The sequence below is a fragment of the Streptomyces cacaoi genome (assembly GCF_006539165.1).
Lineage (GTDB): Bacteria > Actinomycetota > Actinomycetes > Streptomycetales > Streptomycetaceae > Streptomyces > Streptomyces cacaoi.
Genome location: NZ_BJMM01000033.1, coordinates 25,811 through 52,481 on the forward strand (window position 1 = coordinate 25,811; position 26,671 = coordinate 52,481).

20 protein-coding genes are annotated in these 26,671 nt (G+C 75.3%); 13 read left to right on the forward strand and 7 right to left on the reverse strand.

Features of this window, described 5'->3' with window-relative positions; translation table 11 throughout:
* Window positions 1-96 precede the first annotated feature (96 nt).
* The 10 genes from SCA03_RS25160 (at window position 97) to SCA03_RS25205 (ending at window position 11,781) form a co-directional block, all read left to right on the forward strand.
* The gene (locus tag SCA03_RS25160) at window positions 97-3,837 is read left to right on the forward strand and encodes an ABC transporter ATP-binding protein (RefSeq protein WP_158102318.1); all 3,741 of its coding nucleotides are present in this window, start codon (window positions 97-99) and stop codon (window positions 3,835-3,837) included.
* The gene (locus SCA03_RS25165; protein ID WP_030886686.1) at window positions 3,834-4,901 is read left to right on the forward strand and encodes a glucose-1-phosphate thymidylyltransferase; all 1,068 of its coding nucleotides are present in this window, start codon (window positions 3,834-3,836) and stop codon (window positions 4,899-4,901) included. The genes SCA03_RS25160 and SCA03_RS25165 overlap by 4 nt, the downstream gene beginning before the upstream one ends.
* A gap of 9 nt (window positions 4,902-4,910) precedes the next feature.
* Window positions 4,911-5,879, forward strand: coding sequence for a dTDP-glucose 4,6-dehydratase (gene rfbB, locus SCA03_RS25170; RefSeq protein WP_030886689.1), 969 nt, complete (start codon window positions 4,911-4,913; stop codon window positions 5,877-5,879).
* On the forward strand, window positions 5,876-6,826 hold the full coding sequence (rfbD, locus tag SCA03_RS25175; RefSeq protein ID WP_086816500.1) for a dTDP-4-dehydrorhamnose reductase: 951 nt from the start codon (window positions 5,876-5,878) through the stop codon (window positions 6,824-6,826). Before rfbB ends, rfbD begins: the two co-directional genes overlap by 4 nt.
* The gene (locus tag SCA03_RS25180; protein WP_078873798.1) at window positions 6,814-7,485 is read left to right on the forward strand and encodes a dTDP-4-dehydrorhamnose 3,5-epimerase family protein; all 672 of its coding nucleotides are present in this window, start codon (window positions 6,814-6,816) and stop codon (window positions 7,483-7,485) included. The genes rfbD and SCA03_RS25180 overlap by 13 nt, the downstream gene beginning before the upstream one ends.
* Entirely contained in the window at window positions 7,482-8,573 is a 1,092-nt protein-coding gene (locus SCA03_RS25185) for a FecCD family ABC transporter permease (protein ID WP_371863983.1), read from the forward strand. The genes SCA03_RS25180 and SCA03_RS25185 overlap by 4 nt, the downstream gene beginning before the upstream one ends.
* A complete protein-coding gene (locus tag SCA03_RS25190; protein WP_086816498.1) occupies window positions 8,570-9,658 on the forward strand; it encodes a FecCD family ABC transporter permease in 1,089 nt (362 codons plus the stop codon). Before SCA03_RS25185 ends, SCA03_RS25190 begins: the two co-directional genes overlap by 4 nt.
* Before the next feature lie 231 nt (window positions 9,659-9,889).
* Window positions 9,890-11,119 (forward strand): helix-turn-helix domain-containing protein, encoded by a 1,230-nt coding sequence (locus SCA03_RS25195; RefSeq protein ID WP_086816496.1) that lies wholly within the window; start codon window positions 9,890-9,892, stop codon window positions 11,117-11,119.
* A 96-nt stretch (window positions 11,120-11,215) separates the two neighbouring features.
* Complete coding sequence (locus tag SCA03_RS25200; protein ID WP_141275671.1) at window positions 11,216-11,533, forward strand: hypothetical protein; 318 nt, start codon at window positions 11,216-11,218, stop codon at window positions 11,531-11,533.
* Window positions 11,533-11,781 carry a hypothetical protein gene (locus SCA03_RS25205; RefSeq protein ID WP_086816491.1) on the forward strand — a complete coding sequence of 83 codons (249 nt, stop codon included), beginning with the start codon at window positions 11,533-11,535 and terminating at the stop codon, window positions 11,779-11,781. The genes SCA03_RS25200 and SCA03_RS25205 overlap by 1 nt, the downstream gene beginning before the upstream one ends.
* Window positions 11,782-11,811: 30 nt before the next feature.
* Here SCA03_RS25205 and SCA03_RS25210 read toward each other — a convergent pair whose 3' ends face one another.
* The 6 genes from SCA03_RS25210 to SCA03_RS25235 all read right to left on the reverse strand — a co-directional run bounded on the left by SCA03_RS25210 (window position 11,812) and on the right by SCA03_RS25235 (window position 22,011).
* On the reverse strand, window positions 11,812-16,050 hold the full coding sequence (locus tag SCA03_RS25210) for a non-ribosomal peptide synthetase (RefSeq protein ID WP_086816489.1): 4,239 nt from the start codon (window positions 16,048-16,050) through the stop codon (window positions 11,812-11,814).
* Entirely contained in the window at window positions 16,047-16,931 is an 885-nt protein-coding gene (locus SCA03_RS25215; protein ID WP_086816487.1) for an isochorismatase, read from the reverse strand. Before SCA03_RS25215 ends, SCA03_RS25210 begins: the two co-directional genes overlap by 4 nt.
* A 14-nt stretch (window positions 16,932-16,945) precedes the next feature.
* Window positions 16,946-18,571: a (2,3-dihydroxybenzoyl)adenylate synthase gene (locus SCA03_RS25220; protein WP_086816485.1), complete on the reverse strand. Its 1,626-nt coding sequence runs from the start codon at window positions 18,569-18,571 to the stop codon at window positions 16,946-16,948.
* 98 nt (window positions 18,572-18,669) lie between these two features.
* Window positions 18,670-19,959, reverse strand: a complete 1,290-nt coding sequence (locus SCA03_RS25225; RefSeq protein WP_141275679.1) for an isochorismate synthase — start codon at window positions 19,957-19,959, stop codon at window positions 18,670-18,672.
* 356 nt (window positions 19,960-20,315) lie between these two features.
* Entirely contained in the window at window positions 20,316-21,095 is a 780-nt protein-coding gene (locus SCA03_RS25230) for a 2,3-dihydro-2,3-dihydroxybenzoate dehydrogenase (RefSeq protein WP_030886732.1), read from the reverse strand.
* Window positions 21,096-21,345: 250 nt separating this feature from the next.
* The gene (locus SCA03_RS25235; RefSeq protein ID WP_030888226.1) at window positions 21,346-22,011 is read right to left on the reverse strand and encodes an O-methyltransferase; all 666 of its coding nucleotides are present in this window, start codon (window positions 22,009-22,011) and stop codon (window positions 21,346-21,348) included.
* A 73-nt stretch (window positions 22,012-22,084) separates the two neighbouring features.
* Here SCA03_RS25235 and SCA03_RS25240 point away from each other — a divergent pair, with 73 nt between their 5' ends.
* On the forward strand, window positions 22,085-22,720 hold the full coding sequence (locus tag SCA03_RS25240; protein ID WP_030886737.1) for a TetR/AcrR family transcriptional regulator: 636 nt from the start codon (window positions 22,085-22,087) through the stop codon (window positions 22,718-22,720).
* A gap of 12 nt (window positions 22,721-22,732) precedes the next feature.
* Here the strand turns inward: SCA03_RS25240 and SCA03_RS25245 are convergent, their stop codons facing one another.
* Entirely contained in the window at window positions 22,733-22,978 is a 246-nt protein-coding gene (locus SCA03_RS25245) for a Rossmann-fold NAD(P)-binding domain-containing protein (RefSeq protein WP_141275672.1), read from the reverse strand.
* Window positions 22,979-23,246: 268 nt separating this feature from the next.
* Here SCA03_RS25245 and SCA03_RS25250 point away from each other — a divergent pair, with 268 nt between their 5' ends.
* Complete coding sequence (locus tag SCA03_RS25250) at window positions 23,247-25,856, forward strand: penicillin acylase family protein (protein ID WP_371863984.1); 2,610 nt, start codon at window positions 23,247-23,249, stop codon at window positions 25,854-25,856.
* A 121-nt stretch (window positions 25,857-25,977) separates the two neighbouring features.
* The gene (locus tag SCA03_RS25255) at window positions 25,978-26,646 is read left to right on the forward strand and encodes an isochorismatase family protein (RefSeq protein WP_086815871.1); all 669 of its coding nucleotides are present in this window, start codon (window positions 25,978-25,980) and stop codon (window positions 26,644-26,646) included.
* Window positions 26,647-26,671 lie beyond the last annotated feature (25 nt).

Below are 26,671 nucleotides of genomic sequence, written 5' to 3' on the forward strand. Positions count from 1 at the left end.
CCGCGCCGTGGCCGCCACCGCCCCGCCGTCCGCGGTGTGGTGGAGGTCACACGACCCATGGGGTGACCGCTACTTAGGTAAGCCTAAGCTAATCATGTGCCTCAGGGATCACCAACACCCACCGCCTGGTTCCGCCGCCTCGGCGCCGCCTGCCTCCGGCACCGGCGACTGACCCTCGCCGTCGTGCTCAGCTCCGTGTGCGGCACGGGACTTGAGGCCGTCGGCCCGCTCGTCGCCCGCCTCGGGGTCAACGACGCCGTCGACGGCCGCACCGACCGCATCCATCTGCTCGTCGCCGCGCTCACCGCGCTCGCCGTCGTGCAGTTCGGCGCCGAGTTCACCCGCCGCTTCGTCGCCGGAAAGCTCGCCCTCGCCGTGCAACACCGGCTCCGCACCCGGGTGTTCGGCGCGCTCCAGCAGTTCGACGGCGCGAAACAGGACACGCTGCGCACCGGCCAGGTCGTCTCCCGGGCCAACAGCGATCTGCAACAGGTGCAGATCATGCTGGGAATGCTGCCCATCCCGATGGGCGTCGTCGCCCAGTTCGCCGTCGCCGTGCTCGCCATGCTGTGGCTCTCGCCGCTGCTGACCCTCGTCGCGCTCACCGTCGTCCCCGCGCTCGCCCGGCTCACCGCGCGCAGCCGCGAACGCCTCGTACCGGCCACCCGGGACGCGCAGGCCGAGGCCGCACGCATCGCCGAACGCGTCGAGGAGAACATCACCGGCGTCCGCGTCGTGAAGGGCTTCGGGCAGGAGGAGCGCGAGACCGACCGACTCGCCTCGGCCGCCCGGCGGCTGTTCGGCCGGCGGCTGCGCGTCATCCGGCTCCAGGCACTGGCCACCTCCTCCATGGCGGCGCTCCCGGCGCTCGGCCAGGTCGGGGTGCTGGCCTTCGGCGGCTGGCTCGCGCTGCGCGGCAGCGTCGACGTGGGCACCTTCCTCGCGTTCGCCGCCTATCTCGCGCTGCTCGCCGGGCCCGCCCGGCTGTTCGCCAACTTCGTCGTCACGGCGCAGCAGGGCCGCGCCTCCGCCGAGCGGGTCTACGAATTCATCGACGCCCGGCCGCGGATCACCGAGGCGCCCGGCGCACGGCCCGTGCCCGAGGGCCCGGCCGGTCTCGCCTTCCGCGACGTGCGGTTCGGCTACGCGCCCAGCGACCCCGTGCTGGACGGCCTGTCCTTCGAGGTGCGCCCCGGCGAGACCCTCGCCCTCGTCGGCCCGCCCGGCTCCGGCAAGTCCACCGTCTCGCTGCTGCTCCCCCGCTTCTACGACGTGCAGGCCGGCAGCGTGCTGGTCGGACCGCCGGACGACGCCGTGGACGTGCGGGAGGCGACCCTGGCCTCGCTGCGGGACACCGTCGGCGTCGTCTTCGAGGAACCCTTCCTGTTCTCCGGCAGCATCCGCGACAACATCGCGCACGGCCGCCCGCGGGCCACCGACGCCGAGGTCGAAGCCGCCGCCCGGGCAGCCGGGGCGCACACGTTCGTGACGGGCCTGGCCGACGGCTACGCCACCGAGGTCGGCGAGCGCGGGCTGACCCTCTCCGGCGGGCAGCGCCAGCGCATCGCCCTCGCCCGGACGCTGCTCAACCGGCCCCGGGTCCTCGTCCTGGACGACGCCACCTCCGCCGTCGACGCGCACACCGAGGCCGAGCTGCACACCACGCTCGGCGAGATCACCCGCTCCACCACCACCCTGCTCATCGCCCACCGCCGCTCCACCCTGGAACTGGCCGACCGGATCGCCGTGCTGGACGGCGGCCGCGTCGTCGACATCGGCACCCGGGCCGAACTCACCGGCCGCTGCGCGCTGTTCCGCGAACTGACCGCGGGCCCCGGCGGCTCCGTCGACGAGCGCACCACCACCCGACCCGACGCCGCCGTCGCCACCGGCGTCACCCCGAAGCTGTGGCCACAGCCCGCCGAGGCCCCGGCGCCCGCCGAGGCGGAAGGGGAGCCCGCCGAGGATCCACGGCTCGACGAGCGCGAACTGCGCGCCCCACGCGCCCGCATCGGCTTCCCCACGCTGCTGCGCCCGGTGCGCGCGGCCCTGCTGGTGGGGCTGCTCCTCGTCGTCCTGGACACCGCGGGCACCGTCTCGCTGCCGCTGTTCGTCCGGCACGGCCTGGACGCGGGCGTCGCCGCCGGGGACGCCGGGGCGCTGTACACCGCGGCGCTGACCGCGCTCGCCGTCGTCCTCGCCGGCTGGTGCGTGCTCACCCTCCAGACGCGGGTGACCCGGCGGGCCGGCGAACGCGTGCTGTACGGGCTGCGGGTGCGGGCCTTCGCCCAGCTCCAGCGGCTCGGCATGGACTTCTACGAGCGCGAGCGCGGCGGCCGGATCATGACGCGGATGGTCAACGACATCGAGGCGATGTCGGCCTTCCTCCAGTCGCACCTGCTCACCTCGGTGGCCGCGCTGGCCACCGTCGCCGGCGTGGCCGTCACGATGCTCGCCGTCGATCTGCCGCTGGCCCTCGTCGCGCTGGCGCCGCTGCCGCTCGTCGCCGCCGCCAGCGTGGTGTTCTGGCGGCTGTCCTCCGCCGCCTACGCGGACGCGCGCCGCCGCATCGGCGAGGTCAACTCCTCGCTCCAGGAGAACGTCTCGGGGCTGCGCGTCGCCCAGTCCGGCAACCGGGAGGAGAGCACGGCCGCCGACTTCGACAAGCTGTCCGACTCCTACCGCGCGGCCCGGCTGCGTGCCCAGCGCTACGCCTCGGTCTACTTCCCCTGCATCAACCTGTGCGCCGAGCTGGGCAAGGCGCTGGTCCTGCTGGCCGGTGCCTTCCGGGTGGCCGACGGGCGGCTGGACGCGGGGGTCCTCGTGGCGTTCGTGCTCTACCTCGGGCTGCTCTTCTCCCCCGTCCAGCAGCTCTCCCTCGCGTTCGACAGCTACCAGCAGGCGTCCGTCGGCATGCGCCGCACCGTCGAACTGCTCCGGCTGCCCAGCTCGGTGCCCGACCCGGACACCCCCGCGGCCCTGCCCGCCCGGCTCACCGGCGCCGTCGAGCTGCGCGACGCCTGCCACCGCTACCCCGGCGCCGACCGGCCCTCGCTCGACGGCGTCAGCCTGCGCATCGAGCCGGGCAGCACCGTGGCGCTGGTGGGCCGCACCGGCGCCGGCAAGTCCACCGTCGTCAAGCTCCTCACCCGCTTCCACGACGCGACCTCGGGACAGGTCCTGGTCGACGGGACCGATCTGCGCCGGGTGCCGGGCCCGTACTACCGCCGCCGCATCGGCTACGTCCCGCAGGAGGCCCACCTGTTCACCGGCGACCTCGCCGACAACATCCGCTACGGCCGCCCCGACGCCACCGACGCCGAGGTCGAGGCCGCAGCCCGGGCCACCGGCGCCCTGCCGCTCGTCGCCGCCCAGCCGTACGGCTTCCGCCAGCAGGTGCACGAGCGCGGCCGGAACTTCTCCGCCGGCGAACGCCAGCTGCTCGCCCTCGCCCGCGCCCATCTGACCGACCCCGGCCTGCTGCTGCTCGACGAGGCCACCTCCGCGCTCGACCCGGCCGCCGAACGCGCCCTCGCCGAGGCGACGGCGGGCGCGCCCGGCCGGCGCACCACCGTGCTCGTCGCCCACCGGCTGGCCACCGCGGCCCGCGCCGACCGCATCGTCGTCCTCGACGACGGCCGGATCGCCGAGCAGGGCACCCACGACGAACTCCTCGCCGCCGACGGCGCCTACGCCCGGCTCTGGCACCACCAGCAGCAGCCGGACCGTCCCGCACCGCCGGCCGACCCCGGCACCGGCACACCGGCCGCGCTCGCCGCACCCACGGCCGGCCGGCCCGCCACCGGCCGCACGCTCCGACAGGGGGACCCCGCATGAAGGCACTCGTACTGGCCGGAGGCACCGGCTCCCGGCTGCGGCCCATCACCCACACCGCGGCGAAACAGCTGGTGCCCGTCGCCAACAAACCCGTGCTCTTCTACGGGCTGGAGTCCCTGGTGGCGGCCGGGGTGGACGAGATCGGCATCGTCGTCGGGGACACCGCCGAGGAGATCCGCGCCGCCGTCGGCGACGGCTCCCGCTTCGGCGCCCGCGTCACCTATCTGCGCCAGGAGCGGCCGCTCGGCCTCGCACACGCCGTGCTGATCGCCCGCGACTGGCTCGGCGACGACGACTTCGTGATGTACCTCGGCGACAACTTCATCGTCGGCGGCATCACGGAACTGGTCGCCGACTTCCGCGCGCACCGGCCCGACGCCCGCATCCTGCTGACGAAGGTGCCCGACCCGAGGATGTTCGGCGTGGCCGAACTCGGCCCGGACGGCGGCGTGCGCGGCCTCCAGGAGAAGCCCGCGGCGCCGCGCAGCGACCTCGCGCTCGTCGGCGTCTATCTGTTCACCCCGGCCGTGCACGAGGCGGTCCGGGCCATCGAGCCCTCCGACCGGGGCGAACTGGAGATCACCGACGCCCTCCAGTGGCTCCTCGACCGGCGGCTGACCGTGCAGGCCACCACCATCACCGGCTACTGGAAGGACACCGGTAACGTCCTGGACATGCTGGAGGTGAACAGGTCGGTACTGGAGACGCTCGACGGCGCCGTCGAGGGCGACGTCGACGCCGACAGCGAACTGATCGGCCGCGTACGGGTGGAGAGCGGCGCCCAGGTGGTGCGCTCCCGCATCGTCGGCCCCGCCGTCATCGGCGCGGGCAGTGTCGTACGCGACTCCTGCATCGGCCCGTCCACCTCCGTCGCCGAGAACTGTGTGATCGAGGGCAGCGAGGTGGAGTTCTCCATCGTCCTCGGCGGCTCCCGCATCGACCGGGCCGGGCGCATCGAGGGCTCGCTGATCGGCCGCACCGTGCACGTCACGGGCGCCCCGCGGGCCCCGCGCGCCCACCGGCTCGTCCTCGGCGACCACAGCCGCGTCCACATCACGACCTGAACGGACCCCATGCGCATTCTCGTCACCGGCGGGGCCGGGTTCATCGGCTCCCACTTCGTCCGGACCCTGCTCGGCACCGGCGCTCCCCCCGACGACGGACCGCACCACACCGTCACGGTGCTGGACGCCTTCACCTACGCGGGCAACGCCCGCAACCTGGCCGGCCTCGGCGAGGGGGCCTGCCTGGACGTGGTGCACGGCGACATCCGCGACGCACCGCTCGTCGACGCGCTGCTGCGCCGGCACGACGCCGTGGTGCACTTCGCCGCCGAGTCCCACGTCGACCGCTCCATCGCCGGCGGCGCCGAGTTCGTCTCCACCAACGTGCTCGGCACCCAGACCCTCCTGGAGGCCGCCGCCCGGCACCGCGTCGGCCGCTTCGTGCACGTCTCCACCGACGAGGTGTACGGCTCCCTCGCCACCGGCTCCTGGACCGAGGAGTCACCGCCGGCGCCCAACTCCCCCTACTCGGCCAGCAAGGCGGGCTCCGACCTGCTCGCCCTCGCCTACCACCGCACCCACGGGCTCGACGTGTGCGTCACCCGCTGCTCCAACAACTACGGCCCGCGCCAGCACCCCGAGAAGGTCATCCCGCTGTTCGCCACCCGGCTGCTCGCGGGCGGCACGGTGCCGCTGTACGGGGACGGCAGCAACGTCCGGGACTGGCTGCACGTCGACGACCACTGCCGGGCGCTGCGGCTCGTGCTGGAGGGGGGCCGCGCCGGGCGGATCTACAACATCGGCGGCGGCACCGAACTCAGCAACCGCGAACTGACGGCACGGCTGCTGGAGATCTGCGGCGCCGGCTGGGACCGCGTCGAGTACGTCACCGACCGCAAGGGACACGACCTGCGCTACTCCGTCGACTGGAGCCGCATCCGCGACGAGCTGGGCTACACGCCCCGGCACGACTTCGCCGAGGGCCTCGCCGCCACCGTCGCCTGGTACCGCGACAACCCCGGGTGGTGGGACGCGTGACCCGCTGGCTCGTCACCGGCGCCGGCGGCATGCTCGGCCGCGAGCTGCACACCACGCTCACCGAGGCCGGGATCGCCGCCCTGCCGCTGGCCCGCGCCGACCTCGACCTCACCGACGAGCGGGCGGTCCGCTGCGCCCTGCGCCGCGCCCGCCCCGCCGTCGTCGTCAACTGCGCCGCCTGGACGGACGTCGACGGCGCGGAGCGCGACGAGGCCGCCGCCGCCCGGATCAACGCCGACGGCACCCGGCTGCTGGCCCGCGCCTGCGCCGCGTCCGGCGCACGCCTGCTCCATCTGTCCACGGACTACGTCTTCTCCGGCGAGCCGGGACCGGGCGGCCCGGCCCCCTACCCGGAGGACGCGCCGCCCGGGCCGCGCACCGCCTACGGCCGCACCAAGCTCGCCGGCGAACGCGCGGTACTGGCCGAACTGCCCACGTCCGGCGCGGTCGTCCGCACCGCCTGGCTGTACGGGCGGCACGGGCGCAACTTCGTCCGCACCATGGCCGACCGCGCCCTGGCGCCCGGCGGCGGCACCGTCTCCGTCGTCGACGACCAGCACGGGCAGCCCACCTGGACCCGGGACGTCGCCCGGCATCTGCTGGCCCTCGGCCGTGCGCCGACGCCGGCCTCCGGTGTCTTCCACAGCACCTCGGCGGGGCGCACCACCTGGTACGGGCTGGCCCGCGAGGTCTTCCGGCTGTGCGGCGCCGACCCCGGCCGGGTCCGCCCCCTCGACAGCGCCGCGCTGAACCGCCCGGCGCCTCGCCCCGCCTGGAGCGTCCTCGCCCACGGGCGGCGCGACACCCCGCCCGGGCAACCGCCCCCGCGCGACTGGCGCGCGGCGCTGGCCGAGGCCCTGCCCTTCGTCGTCCCGGAGGCCCCGCGTCCGGCCGGGGCGCTCGCCGGCCACCCGTCCACAGGGGAGCACACCCGATGCACGCACTGACCATCGAAGGTGCCTGGCTGCGCACCCCGCCCGTGCACCGGGACGACCGCGGCGCGTTCCACGAGTGGTTCCGCGCCGACGAGTTCACCGCGGCGACCGGGCAGCGCCCGGCCCTCGCCCAGGCCAACTGCTCGGTGTCGCGCCGCGGCGCCCTGCGCGGCATCCACTACAGCGAGGTGCCGCCCGGCCAGGCCAAATATGTGACGTGCGTGGGCGGCGCCGTCCTGGACGTCGTCGTCGACATCCGGGTCGGCTCCCCGACGTTCGGCCGCTGGGAGGCCGTCGAGCTGGGCGCCGGCACGGGACGGGCGGTGTACCTCTCGGAGGGCCTCGGCCACGCGTTCCTCGCCCTCACCGACGACGCCACCGTCGTCTATCTGTGCTCCACCGGCTACGCCCCGGGCCGGGAACACGGCATCCACCCCCTCGACCCGGCCCTCGGCATCGCCTGGCCCGACGGCCTCACCCCCGTCCTGTCCGCCAAGGACGAGGCCGCACCCACCCTGGAACAGGCCCGCACGGCCGGCGCGCTCCCCCGCTACGAGGACTGCCTGCGGCTGCGCGCGCAGGCGGCCGGGACCGGTACCGGGTCCGACGGCGCGGCCGGCCGCGGGGACGGTCCGGCGCAGGAGGGGCCGGCGCAGGAGGGGCCGGCGTGAGCCTCTCGCTGCCCGGCAGACCCTCCCCGTCCGCCGACGCGCCCGTACCCGCCCGCGCCCCGGCGCCCGCGCCCGGCGGCTCCCGTGGCCGTGCACGCGGCACCGCCGGGCGCGGCGCCGGACTGCTCCTCGGGCTCGTCCTGCTCGCCGGCGCCGCCCTGTTGAGCGTCTCGGCGGGCGCCGAGCACATCCCGCTCGGCCAGGTCTGGGACGGCCTGGTGCACGGCGCCACCGGCAAGAACGAGACGATCGTGCACGATCTGCGGCTGCCCAGGACGTTCCTGGGCGTCGCCGCCGGGGCCGCGCTCGGCCTGGCCGGCGCGGTCCTCCAGACCCTCACCCGCAACCCGCTCGCCGACCCCGGGCTGCTGGGCGTCAACGCCGGTGCCTCGGCCGCCGTCGCCACCGCGATCAGCCTGCTCGGGGTGACCAGCTTCGGCGGCTATCTGTGGTTCGCGCTGGCCGGCGCCGCCGTCGCCGCCGTCCTCGTCAACGCGCTCGGCGGCAGCCGCTCCGCCACACCCGTCCGGCTCGCGCTGGCCGGCACCGCCGTCAGCGCGGCGCTCTCCGGCTACGTCAACGGGCTCCAACTGCTCGATCTGGACGCCCTGGACCGGATGCGCAACTGGGACGTGGGCAGCCTCGCCGGCCGTCCCGGATCCCTGCTGTGGCAGGCCCTGCCGCTGCTCGTGGCCGGCGTCGTGCTGGCCTTCGCGCTCGCCCGGCCGCTCAACGCGATGGCCCTCGGCGACGACGCGGCCCGTGCGCTGGGGGCCGCGCCGGGCCGCACCCGGGTGCTGTCCGTCGTCGCCGTCACGCTGCTGTGCGGCAGCGCGACCGCGCTGTGCGGCCCCATCGGCTTCGTCGGGCTGATGGTGCCGCACGCCGTCCGCGCCTTCTGCGGCCCGGACGCCCGCTGGCTCTTCCCCTACTGCGCCCTGTACGCGCCCGTCCTGCTGCTGGTCTCCGACGTCGTGGGACGGGTCCTCATCCCGTCCTCGGAGATCCAGGTGGGCATCATCACCGCCTTTCTCGGCGGACTGCTGTTCATGCACCTCGTCCGGCGCCGGAAGGTGGCCAAGCTGTGAGTACCCGCCCGGCCCGCACCTCCCGGACGCCCGCCGACGCTCCCCTGCTGGAGCTGGGCCGCGGCCATCTGCGCAGCCGGGGCGGCGCGCTGTCGCTGCGCTTCGAGCGGCGTGCGCTGCTGGCCGCGCTCGTCCTGGCCCTGGCGGGCGGCTGCGCCGCGGTGGCCGCGATCGGCTCCGGCGAACTGTCCCTGTCTCCGCTGGAGGTGGTGCGCACCCTGGCCGGCAGCGGCCCGCCCGGCGCCGACTTCGTCGTCATGGACCTGCGGCTGCCGCGCGCCCTGGACGCGCTGCTCGTCGGCTTCGGCATGGGCGTGGCGGGGGCCGTCTTCCAATCGCTGTCCCGCAACCCGCTGGGCAGCCCCGACATCATCGGCTTCGGCAACGGCGCCTCGGCGGGGGCGCTGGTCGCGCTGATCCTCCTGGACACCGGTCCGGTGCAGACCGCGGCGGGCGCCGTCGGCGGCGGCTTCTGCACGGCCCTCGTCGTCTATCTGCTGGCGCGGCGCGGCGGCGCACACGGCTACCGGCTCGTCCTCATCGGCATCGGCGCCTCGGCCGTGCTCGGCTCCTGCACGAGCTTCCTGTTCGTCCGGGCCGACCTGGGCAAGGCCGCGCAGGCGGCCACCTGGATGGTCGGCAGCCTCGGCGGACGCGGCTGGAGCGACGCGGCCGTCGCCGCCGTCGGCCTGCTCGCGCTGCTGCCGGCCGTGCTGGCCTGCGCCCGCCGGCTGGCCCTGCTGGAGATGGGCGACGACGCCGCCGCCGCGCTCGGCGTCTCCCCCGAGCGCACCCGCATCGCCCTGCTGGCCGCCGGCACGGGCCTGACGGCGATGTCCGTCGCCGCCGCCGGCCCCATTCCCTTCGTCGCCCTGGCGGCGCCCCAACTCGCCCGCCGCGTCACCCGCTCCACCGGGCCGAACCTCCTCCCGGCCGGCTGGATGGGCGCCCTCCTCGTCGCGGCCTGCGACTGGACGGCCCAGCGCCTCCCCGGCATCGTCCCGGTGGGCGTCGTCACCGGCGTCACCGGCGGCCTGTATCTGGCCTGGCTGCTGTGGCGACAGCGGCGGGACGGGCGGCTGTAGCGGCACGGGCACGTGCCGGTGACCACCGCCGGCTGCTCCTGCTCGGGGCCGCCACAGTCGACGGCACGGAGCTGACCGTGGCCCGGACGGCACCGGCCACGGCCAACGGCCTGCCCCTGCACGGGCGTTCGTCGTACGCCCCGGTGCACGGCAGCCGCCACCGGAACATCGCTCGCCCCGCCCGGACGGCGTACCGTTGTCGAGTGTCAGCGTCGGGACGAGGAGGCCGGCATGCCTGAGCAGACCGACATGAACGTGGGCGAGCGCATCCGTCTCCTCCGGGAGGCGCGGGGCATGAGCCGTCCGGTGCTCGCCGGGTTGTGCGGGCGCGGCCCCGACTGGCTCAAGAAGATCGAGAACGGCGAACGGCCGCTGAACTCGTACACCCTCCTCCTGCGCCTGGCCGCCGCCCTCCGGGTACCCGACCTGTCCTCGCTCACCGGAGCCGACGCGGTGGACCAGCCCGTCCCGCTGGGGCGCCTGAACCACCCGGCCATGCCCGAGATCTGGGCGGCGGTGATGGACCGCAGGCTCACCCCGGAAGCTGCGGACGCGGCGCCGGACGTCGACGTCCTCCGGGGCAGGGTCGATCAGACCTGGAGGCTGTGGCACACCTCCGGGCGCAACCGGACCGAGGTCGGCGCCCTGCTGCCCGACCTCATCCGGCAGGCCGAGACCGCCTCCCGTACCTGCGACGGCGCGGAGCGCCGCGCCGCCCTGGTCGCGCTCTCCGCCACCTATCGCCTCACCGGGCAGGCCACGGCCTATGTGGCACCGGCCGAACTCGCCTGGGTGGTGGCCGATCGTGCGCTCACGGCGGCGCAGCAGGCGGACGATCCGGCGGCCGTCGCGGCAGCGGCGTGGAACATGGGCAACATCCTGCGCGAGACCTCGTATCCGGAAGAGGCCCTGCGCACGGTCACCGAGGCGGCGGACCTGCTGCGCCCCCATCTGGAGGCGGGCCCCGAGCACTGGCGGGGCGTCTACGGTGCGCTCCAGCTGCACGCGGCGGTGACGTGCGCGCGCGAGGGGCGCGAGGGCGACGCGTGGCGCTTCTGGGACGCGGGCGACCAGGTCGCGAAGTCCCTGCCGTCCGGCTACGTCCATCCCAGCACCGTCTTCGGCCGCGCCAACGTCGACTTCCACGCCGTCTCCGTGGCCACGGACCTGCGCAGCTCCGGCAAGGCCCTGTCCCTGGCGGACGACCTCGACCCCGACACGATGCCCTCCACCGAGCGCCGGTCCCGACTGTGGGTCGAGGTCGCCCGCGGCCACCTCCAGCGCGGCGACGCGACAGCAGCCCTGCACGTGATGCAGCGCGCCCACCGCATCGGCGCGGAAACGGTGGCCTACACCCCCTCGGCCCGCACGGCCACAGCCGAACTCTGGCGCAGAGCACCCCGCGCCCTCCGCACGGAAGCCGGGGAACTGGCGACGGCGGTGGGAGTGGGCGGGGCCTGAGACGGGGACGGCCCGGGGCAGGGGGACATCCTGTCCCACCTCGCTCCTTCCGAAGCTCCTAGGTTCACGGCCCTGGCGAGCCGAAGGAGTGCAGACATGGGACAGGCATCCCACAGCGAAGGACGCGAAGGCCCGGCCACCACGCCCCCGAGGTACCCCCTGGGTGCCCATCTGGTGGACGAGGGGACCGCCGTCCTCGGCGAAACACCGTGGACGGGGCGGCTGGTGCACGTCTTCGAGGACGGGAGCGGCTCGCGGCTGCTGTCGCCCACCGGCTTCGTGTGGACCGCGGCCGACCACCGTCTGCGGCCGGCCACGGCGGACGAACGCGCCGCCTACGAGGCCGCGTCGGCACGCACGGACCGTCAGCGGGACGCGCTCGCCGCGCGGATCGCGGGGCTCGGGGAGCGGTGATGGACGGCAGCATGTCCGGGGACGGCGCAGCGGAGGGGCCGCCCGTCGGGTACGGCTGGTGCGTCGACTGCGAGCGGTACGTCGGTGACGCCATGGCCGTCGCCTACGCGCAGGGGAACTCCGGGCCGGGCAAGGTGCTGGAGGCGTGTGAGGCGCATGCGCGGGTGTATGCGGCGCTGTGGTTCGCCCCGCAGTGGCTCAAGGACGACATCGCCGCGCTGGACGCCCGGGCCGGGCGGCGGCCGTGAGCACGCCGCCGCGGTCCGCCCGAACCCCCGTCATTCCTCGGCCAGTTGGGCGCGCAGCACGCGGGCCACCTCCTGGAGGCGTTCGGGGCGGGTGAGTTCGTGGTGGAGGCAGGGGATGTCGTGGTTGCGGATGTCGCCGGTGACGTAGGGGCGCCAGGCGGTGCGGTCCAGCCAGTGTTCGGCGCGTGGGGCCGTGGCCGTGAAGAAGACGAGGTCGCCGTCGAACCGGCGGTGCTCGTGGGCGCGCATCAGCCGGGCGTTGTTGACGACGACCCGGGTGACGGCGGTGAGCGTCTCCTCGGACAGGCTCGCCAGCGCGCTGCCCTCCTCGCCGAGGCGGCGCAGCACCTGCGCCCGCTCCAGCGTGCCGTCCTCGGCCGATTCGAAGCCGGCCATCCGCAGCAGGGCCCGGAGCGCGTCGGCCTCGTCGGGGACGGCCATGTCCCGCCACTGGTCGGAGGGGTAGGCGTCCATCAGCGCGAGCAGTTCGACCTCCTCACCCGCTTCCTGGAGCTGGACGGCCACGGTGTGGGCGAGGACCCCGCCGACGGACCAGCCCAACAGCCGGTAGGGGCCGCGTGGTTGGGCCTTGCGCAGCTGTTCCGCGTAGTCGGCCGCCATCTGCTCCATGGTGCCGGGGAGTTCCTCCTCGCCGGGGCGGGCGAGGCCGCGTGCCTGGAGGCCGATGACCGGCTGCCGGGTGCCGAGCGGTGCCAGCAGACCCGAGTAGCACCAGCTGAGGCCGCCCGCCGGGTGGACGGCGAACAGGGGGCGCGCGGTGCCGCCCGCGCGCAGCGGCAGGAGCACGTCGAGGGCCCCGGCGTCCCCGCTGCCGTGCGCGCCGTCGGCCGACAGTGCGGCGAGCGCGGCCGGGCTGGGGGCGCGGAAGAGCGCGCCGACGGAGGTCTCCGTGCCGAGGTCGGCGCGGAGACGGGAGACGAGCCGCACGGCCAGCAGCGAGGTGCCGCCCAGGTCGAAGAAGCCGTCGTCGACGCCGACCCGGGGGACGCCGAGCACCTCGGCGAAGATCCGGGTGAGCGCTTCCTCGCGGAGCGTGCGCGGGGCCCGTCCGCCGCCGGTGCCGGCCGGCTCGTCGGGCGCCGGGAGGGCCTTGCGGTCGAGCTTTCCGTTGGCGGTCAGGGGGAAGTCGTCGAGCACGACGAGGGCGTTGGGCACCAGGTGCGCGGGGAGGCGGGCGGCCAGCCGGGAGCGGAGGGCGGCGGTGTCGACGGTGGCGGGTGCGGGAGAGTCCGCCGCGGTCGCCTCCTCGGTGCCCCGGGCGGGGGCGCGGCGCTCCTGTGCCGGGACGACGTAGCCGACGAGCCGCTGGTCGCCCGGGCGGTCCTCGCGGACCAGGACGCAGGAGGCGGCGATCTCCGGTTCGGCGTTCAGGGCCGCCTCGGTCTCGCCGGGCTCGATGCGCAGGCCCCGGAGCTTCACCTGGTGGTCGGTGCGGCCCAGGTACTCGACGGAGCCGTCCGGCAGCCAGCGCGCCACATCGCCGGTGCGGTACATGCGTCCGTCCCCGGGCGGTGCGCAGGGCGGGTCGTCCCCGGGCTGCGGGACGTCCCAGCCGGCGGGGCGCGGGCGGCCCGTCCCCGGGAAGCCGGTCGTCGCCGGGGCGCCGGTCGTCCCCGGGGAGCCCGTCGTTCCCGGGGCGCCCGCCGTCTCCCGGGCCGGGACCCGGGCGGGGACGCGGGCGGTGAACGGGTCGGTGACGAAGCGTTCGGCGGTGAGGGCGGGGCGGCCGAGGTAGCCGGTGGCGAGCTGGGCGCCCGCCAGGTACAGCTCACCGGCGACGCCGGGCGGGCACGGCTGTCCTGCCCGGTCGAGGATGTACAGCCGGGTGTTCCACACGGGGCGGCCGATGGGGACGGGCCCGTCCGCTCCGGGTTCGCAGGTGTGGTGGGTGACGTCGACGGCGGCCTCGGTCGGCCCGTACAGGTTGTGCAGGGGGACGCCGGGCAGCACCTGGTGGAAGTGGTCGGCGGTCTCCCGGGCGAGGGCTTCGCCGGAGCAGAAGACCCGGCGCAGCGCGCCCTCGGCCGCGGCTTCGGCGGCGCCGGGTTCGGCGAGGAACGCCCGGAGCATCGACGGGACGAAGTGCACGGTGGTGATGCGCTGTTCGCGCAGCGTGCGGGCGAGGGCGGCCGGATCGCGGTGTGCGCCGGGCGCGGCCAGATGGAGGGCGGCGCCCTCGCGCAGCGGCCAGAAGAACTCCCAGACGGAGACGTCGAATCCGGCGGGCGTCTTCTGGAGCACCCGGTCGCCGGGGCCGAGCCCGTACTCGGCCTGCATCCAGCGCAGCCGGTTGTCGATCGCGGAGTGCGGGACGATCACGCCCTTGGGGCGGCCGGTGGAGCCGGAGGTGTAGATGACGTAGGCCGGGTCGCGCGGGGTGAGCGGGCGGCTGGGCGCGGTGGGCAGGTGCTCGGAGACGTCCAGCTCGTCGAGGGTGAGGACGGGCGTACGGCAGGCGGGCAGCAGCGGCCGGGTCGCGCTGTCGGTGAGGACGCAGCGCGGTGCGGCGTCCTCCAGCATGTCGCGCAGCCGCTCGCGCGGGTGCTCGGGGTCGAGCGGCAGATAGGCGCCGCCGGCCTTGAGCACGGCGAGCAGCGCGACGACGAGGTGCGCCGAGCGGGGCAGGGCGACGGCGGCGAGCGCGCCGGGGCGCAGCCCGTGCAGCACGAGTTCCCGGGCCAACCGGTTGGCACGGGTGTCGAGTTCGGCGTAGCTGAGGGTCCGGCCGTCGGCGACCAGGGCCGTGGCGTGCGGGGTGCGGGCGGCCTGCGCCTCGACGGGTCCGATGAGGGTGGTGGGCGGCAGGTCGACCCGGGTGTCGTTGAACTCCCGCAGGACGCGGTCGAGTTCGGCGTCGGTGGCGACGGCGTGCCGGTCGAGCGGCGTGTGCGGGTCGGCCTCGGTGAGGCGTGCGACGAGCTGGAGGAAGCGCTCCTGCCGGGCGGCGAGGCCGGGTTCGTCGTGCAGGGCGGGGTTGGCGTCGTGGTCGAGGTGCAGCCCGGTGCCGTCGCCCCGGTCGTGGATGTTGACGGTGAGGTGTTCGACGGGCCCGGCGGACAGGTTGCGGGGCGTGGCGCGGCAGCCGGTGAAGTCGAGGGCGTAGTCGAACGGCATGGTGTTGACCAGGGTGCCGGTCAGCGCCCGCCCGGCGGCGGTGGCGCCGGTGTCGCGGCGGATGTCCTCGTAGCGGTAGCGCTGGTGGCGGCGCAGCTCGCGCAGGCCGAGGACGACCTGGCGGACGAGCTGCGCGAACGTGGCGCCGGCCGGGAGGCGCAGCCGCAGCGGGAGGACGTTCATGGCCATGCCGGGGACGCGCAGGGCGGCCGTTCCGCTGCGGCACATCATGGGCACACCCAGCACGACCTCCTCGCTGCGCGTCTGCCGTGACTCGCTCAACGCCTGCACGGCGAGGAGGAGTTCGGGCCAGGTGGCGCGCAGCTCGGCGGCGCGTGCCTTGAGCCGGGCGGTCGCCTCGGACGGCAGGTGCGCCGAGCGGCGGTGGAAGGTGCGGGAGGGCTGCACGTCGGGTCCGGCGGCGGCCTCGTCGAGCCCGGACAGCCGCCTGCTCCAGTGGTCGCGGTCGGCGGTGAAGGCGTCCGAGGCCCGGTAGGCGGCGTCCTCGGCGAGCAGCTCGGCGAGGGGACGCAGCGGGCTGGGCCCGGGGGCGCGGCCGGCCAGCAGCGCCCGGTAGGTCTCGGCGACGCGGCGGGCGACGAGGGAGTAGCCGTAGCCGTCCAGCACGGCGTGGTGGACGCGTTGGTACCACAGCCACCGCCGCTCGCCGACGCGGTGGAGGGCGGCGCGGAACGGCGGGCCCGCGGCGAGGTCGCAGCGGGTGCCGAGGTCGGCACGCATCCGCGCCTCGGCGGCGGCCTCGGGGTCGTCCTCGCCGCGCAGGTCGGTCTCGTCGTAGGGGAATCCGGCCGCCGGGTCGGGGACGGCGGGCACGGGGACGGGGAACTGCCGCGGCCCCCGCAGCCGCGAGCCCGAAGGCTCCGGGCTGTGCGGCTCGGCGCCGCCCGTGATGCGTACCCACAGGGGCTCGCACTCGGTGAGTGTCCGGTGCAGCGCGGTGCGGAAGACGGCGGGGTCCAGCGGGCCGTCCAGTGCGACGCATTCGGCGGTGTTGAGGGCGGGGCTGCCCTCGTCGAGGGTGTGTGCGAGCCACATGCCGGTCTGCGCCGCGGTGAGCGGGAGCCCCGGGCCCTCGTCGGCCGGGACGGTCTCCGGCGCGGGGTCGGCGGTCATGCGCGCCCCTCCAGCAGCTGCCACCAGGCGGAGATGCCGGGTCTCTCGGCGAGTTCGACGAAGGAGATGTCGATACCGTGTGCGGTGCGCCACCGTTCGACGAGGGCCATCAGCCGGACGGAGTCGAGGCCGGCATCGGCGAGGTTGTCGTCGTCGGCGATGTCGGCCGGGTCCTCACCGAGGACGTCGGCGACGTCGGCGCGCACCCGGTCGAGAGTCAAAGGCGTTGCGGCCTCGTCGGGTGCCGCGCCGAGGGCCACGAGTTCGTCGGTGGTGAGGACGCGGGCGGCGCGGCCCGCGCACCACGCGAGCGCCTGCCGGTGTTCGCGCGGCCCGAAGTCGGCGACGGCGTCGGCGACGACGAACGCGCGGATGTCGCGCATCCAGGCGTCGCAGGCGGTGGCCTGCACCCCGATGTGCGCGTACACCCCGGTGATCACCAGCTGGTCGCGGCCCTGGGCCGCCATCCGTTCCGCCAGGTCGGTGCGGACGAACGCGCTGTACTTCCACTTGGTGAGCACCACGTCGTCCGGGCCGGGTGCGACCTCGTCGGCGACGGCGGCGGCCCGCGGGTCGCCGCCGGGCAGCCCGGGCCCCCAGAAGTCCTGCTGGAGCCCGCGCTGCGCCGGGGTCTGGCCGCCGGGCTGGGCCGAGTAGAGCACGGGCACCGAGAGCCGGGCGCAGACCTCCTTCAACCGGGCGACGTTGTGCAGGAGTTCGCGGCGCGGCGAGGCGCCGTCGGGGAACGGGTCGAGGAAGTGGTTCTGGAGGTCGTGCACGAGGAGGACGGCCCGCCCGGGGTCCACCTGCCAGGTGACGCGGTCGGCGGGGAGGTCGGCCGCCGTCGGCATCGGATAGGGCTGAATCGTGGGGAGTGCCATGGACGCAGGGCCTTTCACTTCTCGTGGAGCCGCGCGGTGATCGCCGCACGCAGCTCCTTCTTGCTGACCTTGCCGATGCCGGTGACGGGGAACGCGTCGGTCAGCTCGATCCGGTCGGGAATCTTGTAGGCGGCGAGCCCGCGCTCGCGCAGGAACTTCTTCACCTGCACCGGGCGCGGTGGTTCCACCCCGGCGCGGAGCACGACGTAGGCGCACACGCGCTCGCCCAGGTACGCGTCCGGCATGGAGACGACGGCGGCGTCGTGCACCCCGGGCAGTGCGAGCAGATGGTTCTCGACCTCTTCGGCCGCGACCTTCTCGCCGCCCCGGTTGATCTGGTCCTTCGCCCGCCCCTGGACGACGAGATGGCCGGTGGGGGTGCGCCGGACGATGTCGCCCGTGCGGTAGAAGCCGTCGGCGGTGAAGGCGGCGGCGTTGTGCTCGGGCGCGTTCCAGTAGCCGCGGATGGTGTACGGGCCGCGGGTGAGGAGCGCGCCGTCGGTGCCGTCGGGCACGTCGTTGTCGTCGGCGTCGACGACACGGACCTCGTCGTGCGGCGAGATGGGGCGGCCCTGGGTGGTGACGACGGTCTCCTCCGGATCGTCGAGCCGCGTGTAGTTGACGAGCCCCTCGGCCATGCCGAAGACCTGCTGGAGCCGGCAGCCGAGCGTGGGCCGCACCCGCTGGGCCGCCTCCTCGCTGAACTTGGCGCCGCCCACCAGCAGCACGTCCAGGCTGCCGAGGTCCTCGGTGCGGTGCGCGGCGGCGTCCAGCCAGACGAGGGCGAGCGGCGGTACGAGGCCGGTGAGCGTCACCCGCTCCCGCTCGATCAGCGGGAAGGCGACCTCGGGCGCGGGCTGCGGGGCGAGGACGACGCGGGCACCGGCGTACAGCGCGCCGAGCGTACCGGGCGAGCTGAGCGGGAAGTTGTGCGCGGCGGGCAGCGCGCACAGGTACACGCTGTCCTCGTCGACGCCGCAGATCTCGTTGGACGCGCGGATCGAGTACAGATAGTCGTCGTGGGTGCGCGGGATGAGTTTCGGCACGCCGGTGGTGCCGCCGGACAGTTGGAGGAAGGCCGGCTCGTGCGCCTGCGGCGGGTCGGGCACCGGGACGGGCGCGGCGTGCGCGTCGGCGAGCCGCTCGTGGGAGCCCGGGTCGGCGTCGGCGACGAGGACGTGCCGCAGGGTGGGCACGTCGGCCCGTACCCGGTCGGCGAGCGTGCGGTGGTCGAAGCCGCCGTGTTCGCCCGCGATCACATAGGCGGCGGCCCCGGTGAAGGCGCAGAAGTAGCGGATCTCGGCGAAGCGGTGCGCCGGGAGCGCGAAGACGGGCAGCGCGCCGATCCGGAACAGCGCGAAGATCACCTCGAAGAACTCGGCGACGTTGGGGAGTTGGACGACGACCTTGTCGCCCTTGCCGATGCCCCGGGCCAGCAGTCCGGCGGCCAGGCTGTCGGCGCGGGCGTCGAGTTCGGCGTAGGTCCAGCGCGCGCCGGAGACGGGGTCGACGACGGCGACGCGCTCGCCGCAGCCGTCGGCACGCGCCCGCAGCACCTCGCCGAAGGTCTCGCCCCGCCAGTAGCCCGCCTCCCGGTAGACCCGGGCGAGTTCCTCGGGCCAGGTGGGGTGGGTGTCCACGTCCGCGTTCTCGGCCGGGGTCGAGGACGGAGCCGGGGCCGGAGACGAGGACGGGGCCGGGGACGGGGCCGGGGACGGGCTTCCGGGTGCGGTGACGCTCACTGCTGTCCCTCCTCGCCGGTCAGCGCGCCGCGCTCGGCGCCCACCGCGTCGAGGAACGTTCGGAATTTCGCCGCGGTCTCGGCGGTCTCCGCCTCCGGCCGGGAGGCGGCCACGACGCCGGCGCCGGCGAACAGCCGCAGGGTGCTCTCCTCGGCCTCGGCGCAGCGCAGCGTCACCACCCACTCGCCGTCGCCGTGCTCGTCGGCCCAGCCGACCATGCCGGTGAAGAACCCCCGCTCGAACGGCTCCAGTTCACCGATGGCGGCGCGTGCGTCGTCCGTCGGCGTCCCGCAGACGGCGGGTGTCGGGTGCAGCGCGAGCGCCAGGTCGAGGGAGGACGGGCCGGGGCCCGCGTCGTCGCGCAGGGTGCCGGTGACGGTCGTGGACAGGTGCCACATCGTGGCGGTCCGCACCAGTGTGGGGCGGGCCGGCACGGACAGCTCGGCGCAGGACGGCGCCAGCCGCGCCCGGACGGCGTCGACGACGACGGCGTGCTCGTGCAGGTCCTTCGCGGACTCCAGCAGCCGGGCGGCGGCACGCACGTCCTCGGCCACGTCGGCGCTGCGCGGCGCGGATCCGGCCAGCGGGTTGGCGACGACGTGCCGCCCCCGGCGGGAGACGAGCAGTTCGGGGCTGGCGCCCAGCAGGGTGCGCCCGGGGCCGGTGGGCAGGGCGAAGGTGTAGCCGCCCGGGTCGCGGCGGGCCAGCCGCTGGAGCATGGCGGGCACATCGGGTTCCGCGCCGCGTGCGGAGCGCAGTTCGAGGGTGCGGGCGAGCACCACCTTGCGCAGTTCGCCGCGCTCCAGACGGGCGACCGCCTCGCCGACGGCCTTCTCGTAGGTCCCGGTGTCCGGCACGGGGCTGACCCGCCAGTCGGCCGCACCGGCGGGTTCCGGCCCGGGCAGGGCGATCAGCGGGTCCTGACGCAGCGGCGGTGCCCAGCGCACGGCCTCCGGCACCACCAGCGCAGCGGGCTCGTCGGCGCGGAAGGGCACGGCGCCGACGACGACGGGCCGGGCGACACCCGCGTCGCGGGCGGCGGCTATCGCTTCCGCCGCTCTCTCCCCCAACCCGCCGGTTCCGTGCGGGACCCGGTGGCGCGCGCCGTGTGCGAGCAGGGTGCGGGTCGGCGAGGCGAGGAAGCGGCTGTCGGCACCGGGCCGGTAGGAGTCCAGCAGCGCGGTGGCGACACCGACCGTGCCCTCGCCCGGGCCGCGGGCGGGCGGTACGGAGGACGCCCGAGGGGACGGTACGGAGGACGGTGAGGGGGTCGACGGGGCGGGCACGCGCGCACCGCTCGCGGCGGTCTCGGGTGACACGGGAGGCTCCGTTCTCGGCACGGGGGTGCCGGTCGGGCGGGTCGGCGCGGGGACGCACCGACAGGACGGACGACAACGGACGGCGGACGGACGGGAGACGAATGACGGACGGCGGACGGCGGACGACGAAGGGCAGGACGGACGGCGGGGCGGCGACGAGGGCGACGAGAACGACGAGAACGACGAGAGGAGCAGCGGGCCGGACGGCGGGCAGCGGCAGAAGACGGCGGACAGGCGCGGCGGGGCCGAACAGGGCGGCGGTCGGCGGCAGTTCGGCGGCGGGAGCCGGATCGCAGCGGCGGCGGGGACGGCCGCGGCGGTCGTCACACGTGCAGGGTCGCGCCGCCGTCCACGTACAGGTCCTGCATGGTGATGTGCCGGGCGCGGTCGGAGAGAAGGAAGGCGACGGCCTCGGCGATGTCGCGGGGGTCGGCGATCCGGCCGAGCGGGATGCCCACCCGGTAGGACTCCGGGTCGCCGTCGAGCACGGACGCCGGGGGCTCGTCCCCGTCCCACAGCCCGCGCTGCATGGCGGTGTCGGTCGAGCCGGGCGAGACGATGTTGCAGCGCACACCGGAGCGGGCCAACTCCAGCCCCAGGCACCGGGTCACATGGGCGGCGGCGGCCTTGGAGGCGGCGTACGCGGCCATGGCGGTGCGCGGTACGCCGGCGGCGTTGGAGCCGACGGTCACGACGGCGCCGGCGCGGCGCCGCGCCATCCGGCGGGCCGCGGCCCGCGACATGTGGAAGACACCGCCGGCGTTGACCGCCATGGTCCGCTCCCAGTCCTCGTCGGCGGTCTCCAGCACGGTCGCCGGCCGGAGCACCCCCGCGACGTTGACCAGGTAGTGGATCGGGCCGAGGTCCTGCTCGACGTCGTCCACCAGCGTCCGGACGGCGTCCGCGTCGGCCACGTCGACGCGGTGGGCGGTCACCCGCCGCGAACCGAGGTCCGCCACAAGGGACTTGAGACCGGCCTCGTGCATGTCCACCGCCGCGACCCGCGCGCCCCGCGCAACGAGCAGCCGGGTGACGGCCTCGCCGACGCCCTGTCCGGCGCCGGTCACCACTGCGATGCGACCGGCGAACTGATCCTCCAGCACGCGCACAACCCCCTAGGTCGGCTATTTAGGTTAGCCTAACCTTACACATCGGGGAACCGGCCGCCCCACCCCGCCGCCGACGACCCCGCGACCGCGAGCCGACGGGCAGCCGTCGACGCGGAGCCGACGGCGGGCAGCGGGCGGACGAGCAGCCGGGGACGAACGACCGGAGACGGCGACCGCACGGCGAGGGGCCCGCACCCAGGGCGGTTCCTGGGTGCGGGCCCCTTGCCGTGCGGCGGGCGCGGGTTCAGACCCGGCAGCTGATCTCCACGCCGTCCTCCACGGGGAAGGTGATGCTCTCGTAGCCGTTGCCGGGGTCGCGTACGTAGTCCAGGTAGGGCTGCATCCCGGGGAGGCCGAGGTCGTCACCGGCCACCAGGGCGCCGGGCGCCAACTGCGGCTCCAGCAGCTTCAGTACGGGCAGATACAGCTCCTTCCAGCCGTCCAGGAGCAGCAGCCCGACGGGCCCCTCCAGGTCGGCGAGGGTCTCCAGCGCGTCACCCTCCAGCAGGGTGACGACGTCGTCGAGCCCGGTCTCGGTGAAGGTGCGGCGCGCGGCCTGCGCCTTGGTGGCGCTCATCTCGGTGGTGACCACCCGGCCGGTCCCGTTGTCCCGGACGGCCGCGGCCAGATGGAGCGTCGAGATGCCGTAGGAGGTGCCGAACTCGACGACGGTGGCCGGGCGGGCGGCCCGGACCATGCTGTAGAGCAGCCGCCCGGCGTCCGCGGAGACGGGCATGTAGATCCGGTCGGCGACGTCGGCGCGCTGTTGTGCGGTGAGCCGCGCCGGGTCGAACGCGTTGCCGCCGTTCTCCTCGTCGACCCGGCGGAAACTGATCTCGTCCTGCTCGGCCTGCGCGAACATCCGCTTCAGTGCGGAGGCGACGCGCGGCTCGTGGAGTGTGTTCGCCATGGAGACCAGAGTAGACGCAACGTTGCGTCCACGCTAGCCCTTCTATCCTGTCCGAAGGAGGCGAGAGAACGAGATGACACGAGGCAACGGCGAAAACGGCACCGGCACCGAGCCCCGGCAGCAGCACCACGGCAACCGGCACGGCCGCAGCGAGCGGGCCCGCCTCGCCGTGCTGTGGGCCGCCGACGACCTGTTGGCCGAGAAGGGCTTCGCCGGCGTCACCATCGAGGGCATCGCCAAGAGCGCGGGCGTCGCGAAGCAGACCATCTACCGCTGGTGGAGCTCGAAGACCGACATCCTCGTCGAGGCGTACCTCACCGACGCCGCCGAGGCCCTCGCCCCCGTCGACCACGGCGACCTGGAGCGGGATCTGCGCGCCCACCTGCGCCGGCTGGCCGAGTTCCTGACCGGCACCGACCCGGGCGCCGTCTTCCGCGCCCTCATCGGCCAGGCGCAGCACGACCCCGCCGTGGCCGGGCAGTTCCGCGAACGGTGCCTGCCCGAGCAGCGCCGGCGCGACCGGCTGCCCCTGGAGCGGGCGGTGCGGCGCGGCGAACTCCCCTCCGGCCTCGACCTGGCGGCGGAGGCCGACCGGCTGATCGGCCCCCTCTACTACCGCGTCCTGGTCACCGGCGAGTCCGTCGGCCCCGCGTTCACCGACGCGCTCGTCGACGCCTTCCTGGCCCGCTTCCCCGCACGCCCCCGCTGACCCGGCGGCGGTTCAGCGCGCCGCGGCGAGCCGGTCCTCGACCCACTGCCGGAAGGTGCGTGCCGGGCGCCCCACGAGGGCCTCGAACCCGGTGACGACCGGCTCGGGTTCGGCCTCCATGGCGCGGTGCGCCGCGACGATGCCGTCCGCGCACACCGGGGGCAGCCCGGCGGCCGGCAGCGCGGCCCGCTCCTCCTCGACGCTGATGCGCTCGGCCTCCAGCGGCCGGCCCAGCACCCGTCCGATCGTGCGCGCCACCTCGGCCCGGGTGAGCACTTCGGGCCCGGTCGTCTCCGGGGCCCGGCCGAGGAGTGCTCACTCCTGTGGTGCCGGGGCGTGGGGTGCCCGCGGGTCCGGCCGCCCGGGTGGGCGACCACACGGCCCACTCTCGTGGTTACGGCCCACTCTCGTGGTTGAAGCCGACTCGACGTCAGCCGTGTGCCCACCCCCGCTCGCCCCCTGCCCCCGCGCACATACCGATCGGTAGGCTCAACGGGCCCTTCCGTCACCACAGTTGGGAGACACCGTGCGACGAATACCGCGCGGAGCGACATCCGCGCGTCGCAGATCCGGGCTCCGCCGCGCCGCCCTGGCCTGCGCCGCCCTCGCGCTCACCGTCACCGCGCTGCCGGCCGCGGCGGCCGGCCGGGACACCGCGTCCCGCGGCGCGCACCCCTCCGGTGACGGCATGTCCGCCGTCATCCGCTACACCGAGTACGGCATCCCGCACATCACCGCGGACGACTATCCCGGCCTCGGCTTCGGCACCGGCTGGGCCCAGGCCGCCGACCAGATCTGCACCCTCGCCGACGGCTTCGTCACCGTGCGCGGGGAGCGTTCGCGGTGGTTCGGCGCCGAGCAGAAGCCCGACGCGTCGCTCTCGGCCGCCGGCACCAACCTCACCAGCGACCTGTGGTTCCGTGGCGTCCGCGACGCCCGCACCGTCGAGAAGCTGCTGGCCCGGCCCGCGCCGGCCGGCCCCAGCCGGGAGGTACGGCAGCTCAGCCGCGGCTGGGCGGCCGGGTACAACGCCTGGCTGCGCGACCACCGCGACGAGATCACCGACCCGGCCTGCAAGGGCGCGGACTGGGTCCGGCCGATCACACCGCTGGACGTCTCCCGGCGCGGCTTCGCGCTCTCCGTGCTGTCCGGCCAGGGCGCCGCCGTGAACGGCATCACCGCGGCGACACCGCCCGGCACCGGTTCCGCCCGCGCCGGCTCCGAGGACGCCGCCCGTCCCGGCACCGGCCGCACCGGACAGGCGGCACGGACGACGCAGGACCCGCAAAAGGACCAGGAGACACAGAAGGCACAGCGAGCACAGAAGGCGCCGGAAGCCCAGGCCCCTCGGGAGGCACGGGCGGCGCGGCAGCCGGATCCGCGGGAGGCGGCACGGGCCGCCCGTGCGGCGCTCGACCCGCAGCGCTCCGACATGGGCTCCAACGCCGTGGCCTTCGGTGGCTCGACCACCGCGAACGGCTCCGGCGCCCTGATCGGCAACCCGCACTACCCCTGGTCCGGCGGGCGCCGCTTCTGGCAGTCGCACCAGACGATCCCCGGCGAACTCGACGCGGCGGGCGGCTCGTTGCTCGCCTCCCCCACCATCTCCATCGGACACAACCGGAACATCGCCTGGAGCCACACCGTGGCCACCGGCGTCCCGCTCACCCTGCACGAGTTGAAGCTCGACCCGGCCGACCCGACCGCCTACACCGTCGACGGGAAGACCGAGCGCATGCGCCCGCGCAAGGTGACCGTCGCCGACAAGAGCGGCCGGCGGGTGACCCGGACCCAGTGGTGGACCCGCTACGGGCCCGTCTCGACGAACGTCGCCGGCGTCGAACTGCCCTGGACCGAGCGGACCGCCTACGCGCTCGCCGACCCCAACGCGCGCAACCTCCGGTTCACCGACGCCGGCCTCGCCTTCAGCAAGGCGCGCGACGTGGCCGGTGTCCGCGACGCCCTGCGCCGGGTGCAGGGCCTGCCCTGGGTCAACACCGTCGCCACCGACTCCGGCGGCCACACCCTCATGGCGCAGTCGCAGGTGCTGCCGCGGGTCACCGACGCGCTGGCCGAACGCTGCAACACCCCGCTCGGGCAGGCCACGTACCCCGCCGCCGGGCTCGCCGTACTGGACGGCTCCCGCGGGGACTGCGTACCGCGGACCGGGCCCGGCGCGGTGCAGCGCGGGGTGTTCGGCCCGTCCGAGATGCCCCAGCTGCACGACGCGCCCTACGTGGAGAACTCCAACGACAGCGCCTGGCTGTCGTATGCGGGACGGCCGCTGACGGGCTTCCCGCGCATCTTCGGCGACACCGGCACCGAGCGCTCGATGCGCACCCGGGGCGCCCTGCGGGACGTCTCGGCCATGGCCCGGGAGGGCGGCATCGACCAACGCGCCCTGCGCGCCCAGCAGTTCGCCAACCGCGCGCCGGCGGGCGAGCTGGCGGCCGAGGACGCGGCCACCGCCTGCGCGAAGCTTCCCGGCGGCACGGCGCCCGGCAGCGACGGCCGGAACGTCGACGTCTCCGCCGCGTGCGACGTGCTGCGGGACTGGGACCGCACCCTGCGCACCGACAGCGAGGGCGCCCTGCTCTTCGACCGGTTCTGGCGGCATCTGACCGCGTCCGCGCCCGAGGGGAAGCTGTGGCGGACGCCCTTCGACCCGGAGCATCCGGTGAGCACCCCGCGCGATCTGAACACCGGCACCCCCGCGTTCCGCACCGCGCTGGCCGACGCCGTCGCCGAGCTGGACCGGTACGGGATCGCGCCGGACGCGCCGCTCGGCCGCCACCAGTTCGTCGAGCGGCGGGGCGACCGGCTGCCGATCCCCGGCGGCACCGAGTCGCTCGGTGTCTGGAACAAGACCGAACCGGTGTGGGACACCGGGCACGGCGGCTACCGCGAGGTCGAGGCCGGCTCCAGCTACATCCAGACGGTCACGTTCAGCGGGCACGGCTGCCCGGTGCGAGCCGGCACCCTGCTGACCTACTCGCAGTCGTCCGACCCGACCTCGGCCCACCACAGCGACCAGACGCGGCTGTACTCGCGCGGCCGAATGGTCCAGGAGCGGTTCTGCGAGCAGGACATCCGCTCGGCACCCGGGCTGCGCACCGTCCACGTCGGCACCCGCTGAGCCCCGGCCCGGCCGCCGCCCGCCGTGCGTGTGCGGCGGAACCGGGTCATGGTGGTGCACGGCGGCCCCTCGGCCCCTCCCGCGGCGGGGGGCCGTCGTGCGGCGGCGAAAGGAGCGGCGGATGACCGACGCGACCGAGCCGGCGGGTGTCTCCCCCCGGCTGCTGGCCCCCGACGACCACGCGCTGATGCTCGTCGACCACGAGAGCCAGATGGGCTTCGCCGTCGGCTCGCACCCGATGGAGCTGGTGCTCAACGCGGCGGCGGGCCTGGCCGGGGCGGCACGGCTCTTCCAGGTGCCCACGCTGGTGACGACCGTCATGGAACAGCACTTCAGCGGGCCCGTCTTCCGCGGCATCCGGGAGGTCTTCCCCGACCGGGACAGCTGGATCGACCGGACGACGATGAACCCCTGGGAGGACACCCGGGTCCGCGCCTGGCTGGAGTCGACCGGCGTACGGAAGCTGGTGCTGGCCGGGCTGTGGACCGAGGTGTGCGTGGCGCTGCCCGCACTGTGCGCGCTGGACGAGAAGTACGAGGTGTACGCCGTCACCGACGCGTGCGGCGGGGTGAGCCCCGAGGCGCACGAGCGGGCCGTGCAGCGCATGACCCAGGCCGGGGTGCAGCCACTGACCTGGCTCGCCTACACCCTGGAGCTCCAGCGGGACTGGGCCAGGTCCGGCACGGCCTCCGCCGTCGGCGATCTCGTGCGCGCGCACGGCGGCGCCTACGGGCTGGGGGTCGAGTACCTCTGGACGATGCTCGACCAGGACCGGCGGGAGCGGGGCTGACCGGCGTGCCACCCCATCGGCCCGC